This window comes from Nocardioides luteus (assembly GCF_014648595.1).
GTDB lineage: Bacteria > Actinomycetota > Actinomycetes > Propionibacteriales > Nocardioidaceae > Nocardioides > Nocardioides luteus.
In genome coordinates this window covers 1-17,213 of the sequence record NZ_BMRK01000030.1, presented here as the reverse complement: position 1 = coordinate 17,213, position 17,213 = coordinate 1, and the positions used below count along the sequence as shown (strand labels likewise).

The following is a 17,213-nucleotide window of genomic DNA, read 5'->3' as shown; positions in this document are numbered from 1 at the left end:
GCCACAAGTTTGCCACAGCGCCGCGGGCTGCCGGGAATCGAGGGAACCGCTGAGACGTACGCAGCGACCACCCGCGCACGCAGGCCCACCGTGGAAGGATGCCTGCGTGACCGAGAGCGACTGGCCGCCGCACACCTACGCCACGCGCCCCTACCGGCAGCGGACCCCGCGAGGTCCGCGTGCGGACCGGATGCTGCGCGAGGTGACCGTCGCCCTGCCGCCCTACATCGCCGACCTCGACCTGGTGCTCGAGCGCCCGGTGGCCGCGATGACCACGGCCAGCGCCGGCGCGCTGCGCCACCTCGACCTGGTCCACGGTCGCACCATGGCCGAGCTCAACCACCTGCAGCTGCGCACCGAGGCGATCGACTCCTCCAAGATCGAGCACGTCGAGGCGAGCCTCGCCGACTACGGCCGTGCCCTGCTGGGCATCGGCGCCAACGCCTCGGCGGTCTCGATGGCCTCCGCGACCCAGGCGATGGAGCGGCTGATCCAGGAGGCCGACACCAGCCGCAAGATCACCTCCGACGCGATCCTGCGCGCCCATGGCGACCTGTTCGCGCGCCACCCCGACGAGGCGGCCGGGGCGGGCAGGTTCCGCACCGTGCAGAACTGGGTCGGCGGCTCCGACTACTCCCCCCGCGACACCATGCACGTGCCGCCCCCGCCCGAGACGGTCGTCGAGTACATCGAGGACCTGGTCGCCTTCGCGAACCGCGACGACCTCGCCCCCATCGCCCAGGCGGCGATCGTGCACGCGCAGTTCGAGTCGATCCACCCCTTCATCGACGGCAACGGCCGGATCGGGCGGGCGCTCATCCATGCCGTGCTCCGACGCCGCCGGGCCTCGCGTCACCTGACCGTGCCGATCGCCTCGGCGCTCGTCGCCCATCGCGACCGCTACTTTGCCGCCCTCCACGACTACCGGGCCGGCACCCCCGCCACGATCATCGCGATGCTCGCGGCCTCGACCACGATCGCCACGACCGAGTCGTGGAAGACCGCCGAGGCGCTGGAGAGCATCCGGCAGGGGTGGGGCAAGACGGCCGGGAGCCCGCGGCCCGGCTCCGCGGCGTACCGGCTCCTCGACCTGCTCACCGCGGAGCCCATCCTCAACGCCGGCCTGGTCACCGAGCAGCTCGGGGTCGAGGATCCCCAGGGGACGATCGACGGGCTCGAGCGGGTCGGTGTCCTCTCTCGGATCAAGCGCACCCGCCGCTCCCCCGTCTGGGTGGCGCCGGCGGTGCTGGCCGAGGTCGAGGACCTCAGCGCCCGGATCCAGGACCAGGCCCGCCGGCTCCCTTACGGGCCCCGCTGACGTAGACCTACGAGACGTACGCCGCGAGGCCCGCCCCGGACGTACCGGAGCGGGCCTCGAGGCGGGGCGGTGAGGGGTCAGGCGAGCTCGGAGTAGCCCGGCTCGTGGTGCACGGTGTCGATACCGGCGACCTCGTCCTCCTCCTTGGCCCGGAAGCCGATGGTCTTCTCGATCGCGAAGCCGATGATGAAGGCCACCACGAACGAGAACACGATCACGGTGAGCGAGGAGAGGACCTGGGCGCCGAGCAGCTTGAGGTTGCCACCGAAGACGAGGCTGCCGCCGGTGAGGGTCTCCATGCCGAAGATGCCGACCCAGATGCAGCCGATGAAACCGGCGACGAGGTGGATGCCGACCACGTCGAGGGTGTCGTCGAAGCCGAGCTTGAACTTGAGCTCGACGGCCAGGGCGCAGACGGCGCCGGCGACCAGGCCGAGGACGAGCGCCCAGACCGGGCTGACGAACGCACACGCCGGGGTGATGGCGACCAGGCCGGTCACGATGCCGGAGGCAGCGCCCACCGCGGTCGGCTTGCCGTCCTTGAACTGCTCCACGACGAGCCAGCCGAGGAGGCCCGCGGCCGGGGTGAGCAGGGTGTTGATGAAGATCAGCGAGGTCTGGCCCTCGTCGGCACCGAAGACACCGGTGTTGAAGCCGAACCAGCCGAACCAGAGGATCGCGGTGCCGATCAGCACGAGCGGTACGTTGTGGGCGACCGTCTCCTCCTTGGAGAAGCCGACCTTGCGACGACCGAGCACGAGCGCCAGGGCGAGGGCCGCAGCACCGGCCGACTGGTGGATCACGGTGCCGCCGGCCCAGTCGAGGGAGCCGCCGAGGCCGTAGACGTTGTTGGCGAGCCAGCCGTAGAAGTTGCCCTCGGCGTCCACGCCCCAGATCCAGCGGAAGGTCGGGAAGACGACGAAGGTCGCGAAGAAGACCGCGAAGATCATCCACGGCCAGAAGCGCGCACGGTCGGCGACGGCCCCCGAGACCAGGGCGACGGTGATGATGCAGAACGCGACGAGGAAGGCGTGACCACCGAAGAGGTTGCCCGCGTCGCCGCTGCCGGCGGAGGTGACGAGGTCGGTCATCCCGAAGTCCTCGAACGGGTTACCGAACAGCTTGGTGCCGCCGCTGGTGCCGTTGCCGGCGATGCCGGTGCCGCCGTAGAGGACGTAGAGGACCGTGACGACGGCGATCGAGCCGAAGCTCAGCATCATCATGGAGACGACGGACTTGGCCTTCACCAGACCGCCGTAGAAGAAGGCGAGACCGGGGGTCATGAAGATGACCAGGGCCGCGCACAGGAGTTGCCATGCAAGTTCGACAGACATTCAGTGCCTCATAGATTTGAGTCTCGGGATGGGGCTGTGACGTCACGCGAGCCACATCGCTCGTCGTACGCATTGCCCGGAATCGTCGCGACGCTTCGTTTCAGGCACAGATGTCTGGTGTTACGGATGCGTAACAGAGTCGGCGGTTGCCGTTCTGTTACCGACCGCGAGCGTGCGTCTTCGTCAGGATGACGGCGCCCGGAGGGGCTTCGAGGTCGCGGCGCAGCCGGAACCCGGCCTTCTTGTAGAGCTTCTGGTTGCGCTCGCTCCTGGCCCCGGTGAAGAGCCGGTAGGACCTTGTGCCCGCCGGCGCGACTGCCTGGATGTGCTCGAGCAGCTGACGGCCGAGACCTCGGCCCTGCAGGTCGATGGCTGTCATCAGCCGGCCGATCTCCCAGACGTCACCGTCGAGCCGACCGCGGACCGAGCCGACGAGGCGCCCGGCGGAGCGGACCACGTAGACGTCATGGGTCTCCAGCGCGCGCACCGTGTCCTCGAACGACTCGTGCAGCGGCGGGATCTCCACGCCGGGGTTCTCGTGCATCTCCTGCACCCAGCAGGCCAGCTGCAGCGTGTGGATCTCGGGCGCGTCGGCGCGGACGGCCGGCACGATCTCCCACTCCGAGGTGGCCTGCGAGGCGTGGAGCAGGTCGGGGCGGCGTACGGAGGTTCTTTCCACAGCCTGCTGATGACGCCACTCGGCGATGCGCTTGTGGTCGCCGCTGAGCAGCACCTTCGGCACCTCGAGGTCGCGCCAGGTAGCGGGCTTGGTGTAGACCGGGTACTCCAGCAGGCCGTCCTCGTGGGACTCCTCCACGAGCGACTCGGCGTTGCCCATGAAGCCCGGCAGCAGGCGTACGACGGCCTCGGTGATCGCCATCGCTGCCACCTCTCCCCCGTTGAGCACGTAGTCGCCCAGGGAGATCTCGCGCACCTCGGCACGGGTGGCGGCGTGGTCGAGCACGCGCTGGTCGATGCCCTCGTAGCGACCGAGCAGGAAGACCAGCCGCTCGCGGGTGGAGAGCTCGCGGGCGAGGCTCTGGGTGAACGGCACCCCGCTCGGGGTCGTCACGATCACGGTCGCGCCGTCGATCGCCAGCTCGTCGAAGGCCTCCCCGAACGGCTCCGGCTTCATCACCATCCCGGCGCCGCCGCCGTAGGGCGTGTCGTCGACGGTGCGGTGGCGGTCGTGGGTCCAGTCGCGCACGTCGTGGACGTGCATCTCCAGCAGCCCCGACTCGATCGCCTTGCCCGGCAGGCTCAGCCGGAGCGGAGCGAGATAGTCGGGGAAGATGGTGAGGTAGTCGAGCCTCACTTCTCGGCGTCCTCGTCCGCGTCCTTGTCCGCGTCCTTGTCCGCGTCGTCCTCGAAGGGCGTGACCAGGCCGGGACGGTCGGCGATGACGACCTTCTTCTCAGCCAGGTCGACCACCGGCACCAGCGCCTTCACGAACGGCACCAGCGCGTCGCGCCGGTCGGGGGTACGGATCGTCAGCAGGTCCTGCGCGCCGCCGTGGACGAGCGCTTTGACGGTGCCGAGCTCGCGGCCCTCCTCGTCGAAGGCGGTCAGGCCGATGAGCTGGTGGTCGTAGTACTCGTCGGGGTCCTCGGGCGTCTCCTCGGCGGGGACGTCGGCGAAGAGCAGAGTCCCGCGCGCCGCCTCGGCCTCGTTGCGGTCGGAGATCTCCTCGAAGGCGACCTGGAGCACCTGCCCGTGCCAGCGGGCACCCTCGACGGTCAGCTGCTTGGCGGCGTACGCCGACCCCTTCGGCGGCTGCGCCCGCAGCACCGTGCCCTCGGCGAACCGCCGGTCGGGCTCGTCGGTGCGCACCTCGACCGTCACGAAACCACGGATCCCATGCGGCTTGCCGATCCGTCCGACCAGCACCTCGATCAACTCCACGAGGTGAGCCTAGAGGGTGGCGTACGTCGGGCCGAACTCCTCAGCGTGGGCGGCCCGATTCGGCTGTAACACGTCGTTCGTAGGACTATCCGGTCGTTCTGATAGGGCGAATAGTCCTACGAACGACGTGTTACATGCGGATCGGCGACCGAAAACGACCGACGGGCGCCACCCCCGGAGGAGTGGCGCCCGTCGTCTGCTGCTGGCGCAGGCCGGTGCTCAGCGACCGCCGTCGACGTCGACGAAGTCGATCCGCGCGCCGCCCTTGCCGGCGAGCGCTGCGATGACCGTGCGGAACGCGGTGGCGGTGCGGCCGCCGCGGCCGATCACCTTGCCGAGGTCGTCGGGGTGGACCCGGACCTCGAGGACGGAGCCGCGACGAAGCTGCTTGTCGCGCACGCTCACCTCGTCCGGGTTGTCGACGACTCCTCGGACGAGGTGCTCGAGAGCTTCGGCGAGCATGCGGCTCAGGCCTCGGCCTCGGCGGCGGCCGGGGTCTCGTCAGCCTTGGGCTCCTCGGCCTTCTCGGCCTTGGGCTCCTCAGCCTTCTCGTCCTTCTTGGCCTTCTTGGTCACGGCCTCGGAACCGGCGGAGGCGTGCGCCTCGGCCAGAGCCTTGTTGAAGAGCTCCAGCTTGTCAGGCTTCGGCGGGGCGACCTTGAGGGTGCCCTCGGCGCCCGGGAGGCCCTTGAACTTCTGCCAGTCGCCGGTCACCTTGAGGATCGCCTCGAGAGCCGGGGTCGGCTGGGCGCCGACGCCGAGCCAGTACTGGGCGCGCTCGGAGTCGACCTGGATGAAGCTCGGCTCCTCCTTGGGACGGTAGAGACCGATCTCCTCGATGACGGCGCCGTCGCGCTTCTTGCGCGAGTCGACGACGACGATGCGGTACTGCGGAACCCGGATCTTGCCCAGGCGCTTCAAGCGGATCTTGACAGCCACTGTTGGTGGTATTCCTTTGGAATCGAATATGGGTGAAGAGGCCCGTGTCGGTGTGGGGACACCCGTCAGGCAGCTTCGGCGGGCACTGTTGCGCCGGGTGAGAGGGTCCCTGCGCACAGGACACGCTCCTCAGTTTGCCAGAGGTCCCCGGCACCGGCGAAATCTCAACCGGTTCAGGCGTAGACCTTCCCACGGAGCACGACGGCGGCCGGGCGTCCCAGGACGGTGAGGTCCTCGAGCGGGTTGGTGTCGTAGACGACGAAGTCGGCCGGATCGCCCTCGGCGAGCCCGGGGTTCCAGCCGAGCCACTCGCGGCCGCGCCAGGAGGCGGCGCCGAGGACGACGTCGGCGGGCAGGCCGAGCTCGTGCATCGCGAGGACCTCGGTGGGGAGTACGCCGTGGAGCTGGTCGCCCGCTCCGTCGGAGCCCGCGTAGAGCGCCACCCCTGCCTCGTAGGCGCTCATGATCGTCTCGCGGCGACGGGCGTAGAGGTCCTCCATGGTGGCGGCGTACGTCGGGAACTTCGGCTCCGCGGCGGCCGCCAGTCCCGGGAAGATCTCCAGCTGGGCCACGGTGGGGACCAGGGCGGTGCCCTGCTCGGCCATCGCCTCGACGAGGTCGGGGGTCAGGCCGGTGCCGTGCTCGATGCAGTCGATGCCGGCCTCGATCAGCCCGGGCAGCACCTCGTGGCCGAAGCAGTGCGCCGTGACCCGGGCGTCGTTGTCGTGGGCCACCTTGATCGCCTCGGCGAACGACTCGGCCGGGAAGGACGGCTTCAGGTCACCCTCGGCCCGGTCGATCCAGTCGCCGACGAGCTTGACCCAGCCGTCACCGGAGCGTGCCTGCCGCTCGACGGCCTCGACCAGGCCCTCGGGCTCGACCTCGTCGGCGTAGTTGCGCATGTAGCGCTTCGTGCGGCCGATGTGGCGGCCGGCGCGGATCAGCCGGGGCAGGTCCTCGCGGGTCTGGACCCAGCGGGTGTCGGCCGCCGAACCGGCGTCGCGCAGGAGCAGCGCGCCGGCATCGCGGTCGGCGAGGGCCTGCGCCTCGGCGGTCTCCTCGTCGACGGCGCCGTCGGGGCCGAGCCCGATGTGGCAGTGGGCGTCGACGAGCCCCGGCACGATCCAGCCGGACGCGCCGGTCTCCGCCCCCGACGGCCGCTCGTAGGTGACGCGGCCGTCGAGGACGTACAGGTCCCGGACCTCTCCATCGGGAAGGACCGGGCCGGAGAAGCGCAGGGCAGTCATGTGACGCAGGCTACTACCGCAACCGGCCCGGTCACTTGCCCGACGGCACCCTCACGCCGGCCGCCTCGAGGATCGGTACGTGCTGGGCCAGCGGGATGACCTGGCCGGTCACGACGTTGCTCTCGTCCCATCCGATGGAGGTCGGTACGCCGACGAGCTCGCCGTCGTCGTTGACCGCGGCGCCACCGGAGTTGCCGGAGGAGATCCGGGCGGTGACGTCGAAGACGGCCCGCTCCTCGCCCTCGAAGGAGAGGATGGTCGCCACGTTGCCCTGAGCGACCGTCGGCGGCTGGAAGAGGACGCCCTTCTTGTCGGCGAAGCTGCTCTTCGGCAGCATCGGGAAACCGATGGTGGCGATGAAGTCGCCGCGCTCGACCGCGTCGGAGTCGCCGAGCGAGATCGTGGGCAGGTTCAGCGAGGCCGGGTCGACCCGGTCGCCGTTGCCGTCGGCGACGATCTGCACGACCGCGCTGTCGACCTCGCCGTCGGACTCGACCACCTTGGCGACGTAGTCGGGCTCGCCGACCTTGTACTCCTCGGCCGGGTCGGTCATGTGGATGTTGACGTACTCGGGCGAGACCTCGCCCTTGGCGGCGTACTCCGGGATCTTGGCGGGGTCGGCGACATGGGCGTTGGTCAGGATCTTGCCGTCCTTGCTGACGATCGACCCCGAGCCCATCGCGATGGTGTCCTGCGTCGGCGCGTAGGTGATCCAGACGGTGGCGCTCTGGGCGCGGTTGAGCTCTTCCTTGGTCAGGCCGGTGTCCTGGGCGACCGAGTCGCCGCCGGGCACCACGAACATGGCGATCACCAGGCCGATGACAACGACCGCGGCCGCGGCACCGATGCCGCCCCAGAGCAGGAGCTTGTTGCGGCGCTTGGCGGCGGCGCGGGCGACCTCGACCTCGGCGGCGTAGATCGGGATGACCTTGAGGATCTCGCCGGCGACCGGGTGGCCGAGGCGGATCTCGGTCTCCTCGTCGATCTCCTCACGGGCCAGCGGCTTCCCCTTGAGGAAGGAGCCGGTCTGGGAGGCGTTCTCGAAGGTCCAGCCGCCGGGCTTGGCGACCAGCCGGGCGTGCTGGCGCGAGACGCCCTGGTCCTCCAGCACGACGGAGTTGTCGGCCGCGCGGCCGATGGTCACTGTGACCGGGTGGCGGAAGCGGTGCTCCTTGCCCTCGGCCACCAGCAGCAGGTCCGGGCCGGTCGGCGGGGCCGGCGGCTGGCCCGGCGCGGAGGGCCGCGCCATCCCCGGGGCGATGGTCATCTCGGAGATGTCGGTGTGGGCGGGCGCCGGGGGTGCGGGCGGCTGGTGGGCCGGCGGAGGCGGCGGGGCCGCCGGGGAGACCGGAGCCGCCGGAGCCTGCGGGGCCCCGGCGGGAGGCGCGGCCGTGCCGGCCGAGGTGGCCGGGGGCGGAGGCGGCGCCGGAGCCTGGGCACGCGGAGCGTCCGCGGCCACCGACGTGTCGTCGAGCGTGACCGTGATCGTGGTGCCTGGCCCTGCCGGGCCGAACTGGATCTCGGTCGCCCCGCTCAGCGGCACCTCGGTGACGCGGTCGCCCGCGACGTACGTCCCGCCGGCGGAGCCGACGTCGACCAGCTTCCACCCGGCAGGATCCGGGCGCAGCTCGGCATGCGCTCTCGAGACCGACGTCGAGGAGAGCACGACGTCGGCGTCGATCGAGCGTCCGATCCGGACGATCTTGTCGGGCGGGAAGCTGAGCGCACGTCCCGATACGTCTACGCGAAGCGACTGCATGGACAGATCATGCCCTGAAATGGCCCGATCCAAGTGTCGCGACCCCCAGGAGTCGTCGAACTCGGACCGGGCCATTTTCCCTCAGCGGCGGGTCCTCAGGCCGTATCCGTACGCAAACAGCGGGTCGTAGTCGGAATCGCCGATGTTGATCGGCTCCTGCTCGATCGAGCGCGGCCAGGTGACCGGGAGCTTCCCGGTGAACCCTCGCTTGCCGAAGAGCACGTCGGCCACACCCTTGCCCTCGCTGCCCGGCAGCCACGAGGCCACCAGCGCGTCGATCTGGCGGAGCAGCTGCGGTGGGATGATCAGCGGGCGCCCGGAGACGACCAGCACCGTGCAGGTCGCCGCGGCCGCGCAGACCGTCTCGATCGCCTCGGTGTCGGCGTCGCTGAGGTGCATCGTGAGCGGCGGCCGCAACACACCGTTCTCTCCCGGGTCGTAGCCCCATCGCGGACCACCGACGTCACCGAAGCCCTCCGCGTACGGGTGCTCGCCGACGACCACGACACCGTGCGCCCCGGCGGGGACCGGGGCGGAGGCGTCGGGCGAGTGGGTCACCTCGCCACGGGCCGCCGACTTGATGCCGTCGAGGATCGTTTCGCCGGGGATCTGGTGGGTCGAGTTGCCCTGCCAGGTGATCGTCCAGCCGCCGGCCTGGTCGCCGATGCTGTCGGCCTTGCTGCCCGCGACGTAGACGTCGTCGCGACCCGAGAGCGGCAGCGTGTGACGCGAGTTCTTCAGCAGGACCTGCGACTTGGCGACCGCCTCGCGGGCGACGCGACGGTGAGCGGGGCTGCCGATGTCGTCGATGTTGCGCCGGTCGGTGAACGGCTTCTCGAAGAGGCCGAGCTCGAACTTCGCGGTCAGGATGCGAGCGACGGCGTCGTTGATGCGGGCCATCGGCACCGTGCCGTCCTCGACCGCCGCGGTCAGCGTCTCGATGAACTGCGGATAGCCGACCGTGTCGCCGGAGAACGGCTCCATGAACATGTCGACACCGGCGTTGACCGAGGCGGCCACCTGCTCGGCGTACGTCCCGGGGATCTGATGGATCGCCCGCCAGTCGGAGATCACCAGGCCGTCGAAACCCTGCTTCTGCTTCAGCCAGCCGGTCACCAGCTCCTCGTGGGCGTGCATCTTGACCGGGTTGCCGAGGCCGTCCTCGGTCCAGTCGACGCTGGAGAAGGACGGCATCACCGAGCCGACGTCGTGCTTCTTGATCGCGCTGCCGTACGGCGAGAGGGCCAGCTCGGCGAACTCCGAGCGCGAGGCCTGGGTGATCCCCTGGTCGACGGTGTAGTCGCCCTCCCCGGTGCCGAAGACGGTGAAGCCGTCGCCGGCGAAGTGCTTGGCGGTGGCGAGCACGCGGTCGGGACGGTCGAACTGGCCGTGGTGGCCCTGGAGCCCCCTGATCATCCGGGACATCTCGGCGGCGAGCTTCGGGTGCTCCCCGAAGGACTCGTACGTCCTCCCCCACCGGTCGTCCCGCGCGACGCAGACGCACGGCGAGAAGTTCCACTGCGGCCCGGAGGCGCGGGTCTCCTCGGCGGTGATGTGGCCGATCCGCTCGGCGAGCTTCGGGTCGCGGGTCGCACCGAGACCGATGTTGTGCGGGAAGACGGTCGCGCCCATCAGGTTGCCGTGACCGTGGACGGAGTCGACGCCGTAGAGCAGCGGGATGCCGAGCCGGGTCGAGAGCGCCTGTTCCTGGAAGGCGTCGACCGTGTCGGCCCAGGCCTCCGGGGTGTTCTCGGCCGGGGTGGAGCCGCCGCCGGAGAGCACGCTGCCGAGTCCGAGCTCGGCGATCTGGCTGGGGTCGCCGGCGACGTCGGCGCGCTCGGCCTGGGCCATCTGGCCGACCTTCTCGGCCAGCGTCATCCGACCGAGCAGGTCCTTGACCCGCTTCTTCGTGGGCAGGTGAGGGTTCTGATAAGGCATCGGGCGCGACGGGCGCTTGGCTGCGACGCCGGCCGCGGACTGGGTGGCGGTGACGGCTGTGTTGGTTTGAATGGGCGCGGCGGTGGACGCGGGCGTGGCGAGGAGCGAGGCGCAGAGCAGGCCGGCGAGAGCCGAGGCTCCGCCGATCGCGCCGCGCTGTCTGTGTGATCGCACGGGACAGGCCTCCTGAGAATGATCTGCCGACACCTCGGCGGTGAGGCGCCAGGGCTCGTGAGAGCGCTCCCGAGCGTGACCTGGATCACATCGGGAGGTCAATGCCTACGGACGCGTAACCCCGCGATTTCCTCAGATCTGGTCAAGCAACCAGGTCGGACCCAGCGCCGTGGCGCCGCCGCAGCGGGCCTGGAGCATCCGGTCGGCGGTGACCAGCGTGACCCGGTCACCCTTCGCCACCGCCTGCCGCACGGCCTCGACGATCGCGGCATCGCCGTCCTTCGGCGCGTGGACGGTGAGCACGTGGGCGTCCCTGCCGGGGCGTACGCCGCCTTTGGCCTGGCCCTCCAGGACCAGCACGATGTGGTCGTGCGGGAGGTCGGCCACGAGCAGCGCCTCGTGGAGCCGGCGCGCGGCACCGGCGCGGTCCTTCCACCAGCCGTCGGGCCGGGCACCGACGACGTTGGCGCCGTCGACGACCAGGACCGTCGCCACCGGGGCCGGGCCCTACTTGAGGAACTTGGAGAAGTCGGCCGGCAGGTTGAGGTCGGCGGCCGCCTTCTCGTAGTCGATCTCCTCGCCACCGGGCACCCCGAACGGGTTGGCTGCGGCCGGCTTCTTCTCGGCTGCGGCCTTGGCCTGCTGGGCGGCCTTGGCCGGGTTTCCGGACTTGCGCGCGCCCTTGCCCTTCTTCTTCTGCGGAGCCTGCTTGGCGCCACCCCGCTTGCCCACACCGGGCATGCCCGGCATCCCCGGCATGCCGCCGCCGTTGGCGAGCTGCTTCATCATCTTCGACGCCTCGGTGAAGCGCTGGATGAGCTGGTTGACGTCGGAGACCTGGCGGCCCGCGCCCTTCGCGATGCGGGCGCGGCGGGAGCCGTCGAGGATCTTGGGGTTGGCCCGCTCGGCGGGGGTCATCGACTGGATGATCGCCTGGATCCGGTCGATCTCGCGCTCGTCGAAGTTGTCGAGCTGCTCGCGGAACTGGCCCATGCCGGGCAGCATCCCCATCAGCTTCGACATCGAGCCGAGCTTGCGCAGCTGCTGCATCTGCTTGAGGAAGTCCTCGAGCGTGAACTCGCCGGTCGCGATCTTGGCCGCGTCCTGCTGGGCCTGCTGCTGGTCGAAGGTCTTCTCGGCCTGCTCGATCAGGGTGAGCATGTCACCCATGTCGAGGATGCGGCCGGCCATCCGGTCGGGGTGGAACAGGTCGAAGTCGGTCATCTTCTCGCCGTTGGAGGCGAACATGACCGGCTTGCCGGTGATCTGGACGATGGAGAGCGCCGCACCACCGCGGGCGTCACCGTCGAGCTTGGTGAGGACCACGCCGTCGTAGCCGACGCCGTCAAGGAAGGCCTGGGCGGTCTTGACCGCGTCCTGACCGATCATCGCGTCGACGACGAAGAGGACCTCGTCGGGGTTGACCGCCGCCTTGATGTCGGCGGCCTGCTTCATCAGCTCCTCGTCGATGCCGAGACGACCGGCGGTGTCGACGATCACCACGTCGTGGAGCTTGCGCTTGGCCTCCTCGATCGCGTCCCGGGCGACCTCGACCGGATTGCCGACGCCGTTGCCCGGCTCGGGCGCGAAGACCGGGACGTTGACGCGCTCACCGTTGACCTGGAGCTGGTTGACCGCGTTGGGACGCTGCAGGTCGGCGGCCACCAGCATCGGCGCCTTGCCCTGCTCCTTGAGCCACAGCGCGAGCTTGGCCGCCAGGGTGGTCTTACCGGCACCCTGCAGACCGGCGAGCATGATGACGGTCGGGCCGTTCTTGGCGTAGCGCAGCCGGCGGGTCTCCCCACCGAGGATCGTGACCAGCTCTTCGTTGACGATCTTGACGATCTGCTGGGCGGGGTTCAGCGCCTGGCTGACCTCCTCGCCGCGCGCTCGCTCCTTGATGCGGGAGACGAACTCGCGCACCACCGGCAGCGCGACGTCGGCCTCGAGCAGCGCGATCCGGATCTCGCGAGCGGTGGCATCGATGTCGGCATCGGTGAGGCGGCCCTTGCCCCGGATGTTCTTGAACGTCGTGGCGAGCCGGTCGGAGAGCGTGGCGAACAAAGCGGTCCTTCAGCAGTTGCGAGATGTGCCTCTTAGCCTAACGAACACACCCATCCCGCGCGTCATCTGCAGTGGGCTCGTGGCCTACTTGACGGGCACTTCATGGACTTGACGGGTGTTTCAGTGCCCGTCAAGTCCATGAATACCCGGTCAACCGGGTATTCATGGGGCGCATGGGGCGCTTGAGACACGTGTTACTCCAGCGCCGCGCGCACCGCGTGAGCCGCCTCGGCAGCCCGCTGCTCGGCGAGAGCACCGGCGTGGGCCTCCTGCAGGTAGAACACGTCGACGGCCTGCGGGCCGAGGGTGGAGATGTGGGCGGAGCGCACCGCGATCTCCATCCGCACGAGCGCGGCGGCGACGGTGTACACGACCCCGGGACGGTCGGTCGTGCGCACCTCCAGGACCGTCGCCTTGTCGGAGGCCTCGGGACGTACTTCGACCGACGGCTCGCTCTTGCGCTCGGCCGCGCTCGGGGCCAGCCGGCTGGCCGGGTCGAGGCGGCCCTCGGTGACGGCCGCGAACCGGGTACGCAGCACCGCGGCGTCCACGTAGGAGTCGTCGAGATCCCAGACGCTGACCGCGAAACCCTCCTGCTGCCAGACACGGCAGGCCCGGACGGGCAGCCGCGCCACGGCGAAGGTCGCGGCCAGGTCGGCGAGCAGGCCGAGCCGGTCGGGCGCGATCACCCGCACCCGGGCGCCGTCGGCGAGCGGCTCGGCACGGAAGTCGGCGCGGACGGAGGCCGATCCGGAACGTACGCCCTCCGGGATCTCCACCTCGGCCTGCGGCCGCTCCCCCGCGGCGATGCCGGTGTCGAGCACCCGCGCGGCCCGGCCGGCCAGGTCGCGGATCAGCCGGGACCGCCAGCTAGTCCAGGCCTGGGCGCTGGTCGCGCGCGCATCGGCCTCGGTGAGCGCGGTGAGCAGCGCGAGCGCCTCGGCATCGCCCATCGTGTCCACCACGAGGTCGACGGTCGCCGGGTCGTCGGGGTCGCGGGTGGTCGCGGTGGTCGAGAGCAGCAGGTGCCAGCGCACGAGCTTCGAGATGAGTGCGACCTCGTCGTCGGGGAAGCCCATCCGGGTGGCGACCCGGCGGGCGATCGGCTCACCGGCGACGCTGTGCTCGGTCAGCGAGCCCTTGCCGATGTCGTGGAGCAGCGCCGCGACCAGCAGGACGTCGGGACGGGCCACGCGCGGCAGCAGCGCGACCGCCTCGATGCAGGTCTCGATGGTGTGCCGGTCGACGGTGAACCGGTGGATGATCGAGGCGTGCGGCAGCAGCCGGATCCGCTCCCACTCCGGCAGGATCCGGGAGACCGCGCCGGTCTCTTCCAGCGTCTCCCACACCGCGAGCAGCCCACGCCCGGCGCCCAGCAGACGTACGAAGAGCCGGCGGGCCTCCTCCGGCCAGGGCTCGCTCAGCCGCGGGGTGTCCCGGGCCAGCCGCGCGGCGGTCGGTGGCGCGAGCGCGACGCCGTTCTCGGCCGCCAGCGCCGAGGCGCGCAGCAGCATCAACGGGTCGCGCGCCGGTCGCGCGCCCGGCACCAGCACCACCTCGCCAGAGGCGAGCGCGAGACCGCCACCGAGCGGGGTGAGCTTCGGGCGCCGCGGCGCTCCGGGGCGCGAACGCTCCAGCACCCCGTCCACCCGGCGCCAGGCCAGGCGGGACAGGTGGGTGAGACGGCGGCCGATGGTGCGTACGTGGGCCTGGGCGGTGCGGGCGTCGGGCAGCTCGAGCCGTTCGGCGAGCTGCTCCCACATCTCCGGCACCACCCGGTCGCCGGCCCGCCCGGCGATCTCGTGCACCAGGTCGCGCACGTCGAGCATCGCGCGCCGCGACTTCTCCAGATCGACCGCGGGCACGTCGACCAGCCAGGTCGCCACGATCGCCTTGATCACCACGGCGTCGCGCAGCCCGCCGTACATCTCCTTCAGGTCCGGCACCGAGGCGTGTGCGAGCTCACCGGCGCGGCGGTGGCGCTCGACGCTCATCGTCCGCAGCTCGGGCAGCAGCGAGCGGGCGTGCTTGCGCCAGTGGGCCAGGATCGTCGTGCGCAGCCGCAGCACCAGACCGCGGTCGCCGGCCAGGTGGCGGACGTCGAGCAGACCGAGGGCGACCCGCAGGTCACCGGTCGAGGCCGAGAGCATCTCGGTAAAGGACCGCACCGAGTGGTCGAGCCTGGGCGCTGCGTCCCAGAGCGGATACCAGACCTGCTCGGCCACCGCGCCGGGCGAGACGTCGTCATCGTGGACCAGGACGACGTCCCAGTCGGAGAAGGGCGCGAGCTCCCCGCGCCCGTAACCGCCGACCGCGACGAGGGCGACCCCGATCTCGGGGCCGCCCGCCGCTGCGTACGCCTTGGCGCACTGGTCGTCGGCGTCCGCCGTGCGCTCCGCCCGGCCCTCAGCGGTCACGCCGGCAGCTCACCTCGTCAGATCAGATCGCGGCGTCGTCGCGGTCGCCGGTGCGTACCCGCACGATGGTCTCCAGCGGGGAGACCCAGACCTTGCCGTCGCCGATGCGCTCGGTCTTGGCCGAGGTCTCGATGGCGGTGACGACCGACTCGACCTCCTCGTCGGGCACGGCGATCTCGATGCGGATCTTCGGCACCAGGGCGACGTCGTACTCCGCACCCCGGTAGACCTCCGTGTGACCCTTCTGACGCCCGTATCCGGAGACCTCGGAGACGGTCATGCCGGTGACACCGACAGCTTCGAGGGCGACGCGGACGTCCTCCCACTTGTGGGGTTTGATCACTGCGGTGACGAGCTTCATTTCTCTCCTCCGGGTGGGATTCGGTGGACCGACACTCGGACGAAGCCTAATGGGCCCGCGCCGACCGCTCGGCGGTGACCATTCTCAGAGCGCCTCGGCGTCACGAGCGCCGGTGCGGACCCGGACGACCGACTCGATCGGGGTGAGCCAGACCTTCCCGTCACCGATGCGGCCGGTCTGCGCGGACTTCACGACGATGCCGACCACGTCGGTGGCGTCGTCGTCCTCGACCACGATCTCGATGCGGATCTTCGGCACCAGCGCGATGTCGTACTCCGCACCGCGGTACACCTCGGTGTGGCCCTTCTGCCGGCCGTAGCCGGAGACCTCCGAGACCGTCATCCCGGTGACGCCGAAGGTCTCGAGGGCCTCACGTACGTCCTCCCACTTGTGGGGTTTGATCACTGCGGTCACGAGCTTCACGAGAGGGCGCCTCCAGAGGTCTTGTCCTGCCATCTTGGCCGTCACCTTCGCCCGGGGACGTTTCGACACCCCGAAGCCTCTGTTTCCACTGTGTAACAGAGCATTTCCCCCCACGTCGCAGAAGCGTCGAAACTGCCCGCAAATCGGCCGCGCCGGACCCGCGCGGCACCCCGAAAGGTCGCTACTCTCGTCGCATGTCGCACTACGCCGTCGAGATCGACCTCGATCACCCCAACACCAGCCACGTGCAGGTCCTCGACCTGGCTGGGTCGGCTGGCCCCTCGGGCGAGGTGAAGCGGGTCCTCGACGTCGGCTGCTGGACCGGCGAGGTCGGCCGGATCCTGACCGAGCGCGGCTGCACCGTCACCGGCATCGAGATCGACCCCGAGGCGGCGGCGCTGGCCGAGAAGGTGCTGGAGCGGGTGATCGTGGCCGACCTCGACTCCACGCCGCTGACCGAGCTCGCCGAGCCGGGCGCCTACGACGTGGTGATCTTCGCCGACGTGCTCGAGCACCTCCTCGACCCGCGCGCCGCGCTCGAGCAGGCCCGCTCGTTGCTCGCCCCCGGCGGCCGCGTGGTCGTCTCGATCCCCAACGTCACCCACGGCTCCGTACGCCTCGCCCTCCTCCAGGGCCGCTGGCAGACCACCGACACCGGCCTTCTCGACCGCACCCACATCCGGTTCTACTCCCGCGAGGGGCTCCTCGACCTCTTCGCCGAGGCGGGCTATGCGGTCGAAGACCTGCGCGGCACCACCGCCGACCCGCTCAACGTCGAGGTCGCGGTCGACCCCGTCCGGCTCCCCGAGGGTGTCGTCGAGTGGACGCGCAGGCAGCCCGACGCGCTGGTCTACCAGTTCCAGCTCGCCGCCCGCCCTCTCGCCGACGGCGAGCTCCCGCCGGCCCCGCCCGCGCTCGTCGAGGCCGCACCCGCCGAGGAGGTCCGCCTCCGCGACGACCACACCGCGCGCTACGAGGAGCTCATCCGCTCCCGCCTCGCCACCCGCGACCACATCCTCGGCATCCAGGCCTCCGCCAACTCCGCCCAGGCTCGCGTCGGTGCCCTCTCCAAGCAGCTGCGCGACGCCCGCGAGGTCAACGGCCGCCGCCGCGAGCGCATCGAGCGCCTCCGCGGCAAGGTCTCCCGCCTCGAGTCCGAGCTCACCTACGCCAACCGCCACCCGCTGCGGAACTTCGCCCGCCGCGTCGTACGCCGCCTCCGCCGCGCCACCCGCCGCTGACCCCCGGCTCTCGCCGACCCGGCGCATCTGCCCCAGATCTCACCGCCGAGTCGGCGCAACTGCCCCACGTACGGGCGCCGAGTCGGCGCAACTGCCC

At 70.7% G+C, this 17,213-nt stretch carries 15 protein-coding genes; 2 read left to right on the top strand and 13 right to left on the bottom strand.

Going from position 1 to position 17,213, the window contains the following annotated elements; genetic code table 11:
• Positions 1-106: 106 nt before the first annotated feature.
• A complete protein-coding gene (locus tag IEY81_RS22725; RefSeq protein ID WP_189120778.1) occupies positions 107-1,318 on the top strand; it encodes a Fic family protein in 1,212 nt (403 codons plus the stop codon).
• Between the two features lie 77 nt (positions 1,319-1,395).
• Here the strand turns inward: IEY81_RS22725 and IEY81_RS22720 are convergent, their stop codons facing one another.
• The 13 genes from IEY81_RS22720 to IEY81_RS22660 all read right to left on the bottom strand — a co-directional run bounded on the left by IEY81_RS22720 (position 1,396) and on the right by IEY81_RS22660 (position 15,875).
• Complete coding sequence (locus IEY81_RS22720) at positions 1,396-2,652, bottom strand: ammonium transporter (protein WP_189120777.1); 1,257 nt, start codon at positions 2,650-2,652, stop codon at positions 1,396-1,398.
• 157 nt (positions 2,653-2,809) lie between these two features.
• The gene (gene trmD / locus IEY81_RS22715) at positions 2,810-3,967 is read right to left on the bottom strand and encodes a tRNA (guanosine(37)-N1)-methyltransferase TrmD (protein WP_189120776.1); all 1,158 of its coding nucleotides are present in this window, start codon (positions 3,965-3,967) and stop codon (positions 2,810-2,812) included.
• Positions 3,964-4,554, bottom strand: a complete 591-nt coding sequence (gene rimM / locus IEY81_RS22710) for a ribosome maturation factor RimM (protein ID WP_229788097.1) — start codon at positions 4,552-4,554, stop codon at positions 3,964-3,966. The genes trmD and rimM overlap by 4 nt, the downstream gene beginning before the upstream one ends.
• Positions 4,555-4,773: 219 nt before the next feature.
• On the bottom strand, positions 4,774-5,016 hold the full coding sequence (locus IEY81_RS22705; protein ID WP_091049713.1) for an RNA-binding protein: 243 nt from the start codon (positions 5,014-5,016) through the stop codon (positions 4,774-4,776).
• Between the two features lie 5 nt (positions 5,017-5,021).
• Entirely contained in the window at positions 5,022-5,492 is a 471-nt protein-coding gene (gene rpsP / locus IEY81_RS22700; protein ID WP_189120775.1) for a 30S ribosomal protein S16, read from the bottom strand.
• Positions 5,493-5,665: 173 nt separating this feature from the next.
• Positions 5,666-6,739, bottom strand: coding sequence for an amidohydrolase family protein (locus tag IEY81_RS22695; protein ID WP_189120774.1), 1,074 nt, complete (start codon positions 6,737-6,739; stop codon positions 5,666-5,668).
• 31 nt (positions 6,740-6,770) lie between these two features.
• A complete protein-coding gene (locus tag IEY81_RS22690; protein WP_189120773.1) occupies positions 6,771-8,498 on the bottom strand; it encodes an FHA domain-containing protein in 1,728 nt (575 codons plus the stop codon).
• A gap of 81 nt (positions 8,499-8,579) precedes the next feature.
• A complete protein-coding gene (locus tag IEY81_RS22685) occupies positions 8,580-10,610 on the bottom strand; it encodes a glycoside hydrolase family 3 protein (RefSeq protein WP_189120772.1) in 2,031 nt (676 codons plus the stop codon).
• A gap of 132 nt (positions 10,611-10,742) precedes the next feature.
• On the bottom strand, positions 10,743-11,105 hold the full coding sequence (locus tag IEY81_RS22680; protein WP_189120771.1) for a hypothetical protein: 363 nt from the start codon (positions 11,103-11,105) through the stop codon (positions 10,743-10,745).
• A 12-nt stretch (positions 11,106-11,117) separates the two neighbouring features.
• A complete protein-coding gene (gene ffh / locus IEY81_RS22675) occupies positions 11,118-12,674 on the bottom strand; it encodes a signal recognition particle protein (RefSeq protein WP_189120770.1) in 1,557 nt (518 codons plus the stop codon).
• 194 nt (positions 12,675-12,868) lie between these two features.
• The gene (locus IEY81_RS22670; protein WP_189120769.1) at positions 12,869-15,091 is read right to left on the bottom strand and encodes a [protein-PII] uridylyltransferase; all 2,223 of its coding nucleotides are present in this window, start codon (positions 15,089-15,091) and stop codon (positions 12,869-12,871) included.
• A 22-nt stretch (positions 15,092-15,113) separates the two neighbouring features.
• Positions 15,114-15,452 (bottom strand): P-II family nitrogen regulator, encoded by a 339-nt coding sequence (locus IEY81_RS22665; RefSeq protein ID WP_141792649.1) that lies wholly within the window; start codon positions 15,450-15,452, stop codon positions 15,114-15,116.
• Positions 15,453-15,536: 84 nt separating this feature from the next.
• The gene (locus tag IEY81_RS22660) at positions 15,537-15,875 is read right to left on the bottom strand and encodes a P-II family nitrogen regulator (protein WP_189120768.1); all 339 of its coding nucleotides are present in this window, start codon (positions 15,873-15,875) and stop codon (positions 15,537-15,539) included.
• Between the two features lie 194 nt (positions 15,876-16,069).
• On the opposite strand from IEY81_RS22660, the gene IEY81_RS22655 reads away from it, so the two are divergent.
• Complete coding sequence (locus IEY81_RS22655; protein WP_189120767.1) at positions 16,070-17,116, top strand: class I SAM-dependent methyltransferase; 1,047 nt, start codon at positions 16,070-16,072, stop codon at positions 17,114-17,116.
• Positions 17,117-17,213 lie beyond the last annotated feature (97 nt).

Coding starts and splice junctions, on each gene's coding strand:
- IEY81_RS22690 (WP_189120773.1), bottom strand. CDS start 8,498: ATGCAGTCGCTTCGCGTAGACGTATCGGGACGTGCGCTCAGCTTCCCG.
- IEY81_RS22720 (WP_189120777.1), bottom strand. CDS start 2,652: ATGTCTGTCGAACTTGCATGGCAACTCCTGTGCGCGGCCCTGGTCATC.
- IEY81_RS22665 (WP_141792649.1), bottom strand. CDS start 15,452: ATGAAGCTCGTCACCGCAGTGATCAAACCCCACAAGTGGGAGGACGTC.
- IEY81_RS22695 (WP_189120774.1), bottom strand. CDS start 6,739: ATGACTGCCCTGCGCTTCTCCGGCCCGGTCCTTCCCGATGGAGAGGTC.
- IEY81_RS22655 (WP_189120767.1), top strand. CDS start 16,070: ATGTCGCACTACGCCGTCGAGATCGACCTCGATCACCCCAACACCAGC.
- IEY81_RS22705 (WP_091049713.1), bottom strand. CDS start 5,016: ATGCTCGCCGAAGCTCTCGAGCACCTCGTCCGAGGAGTCGTCGACAAC.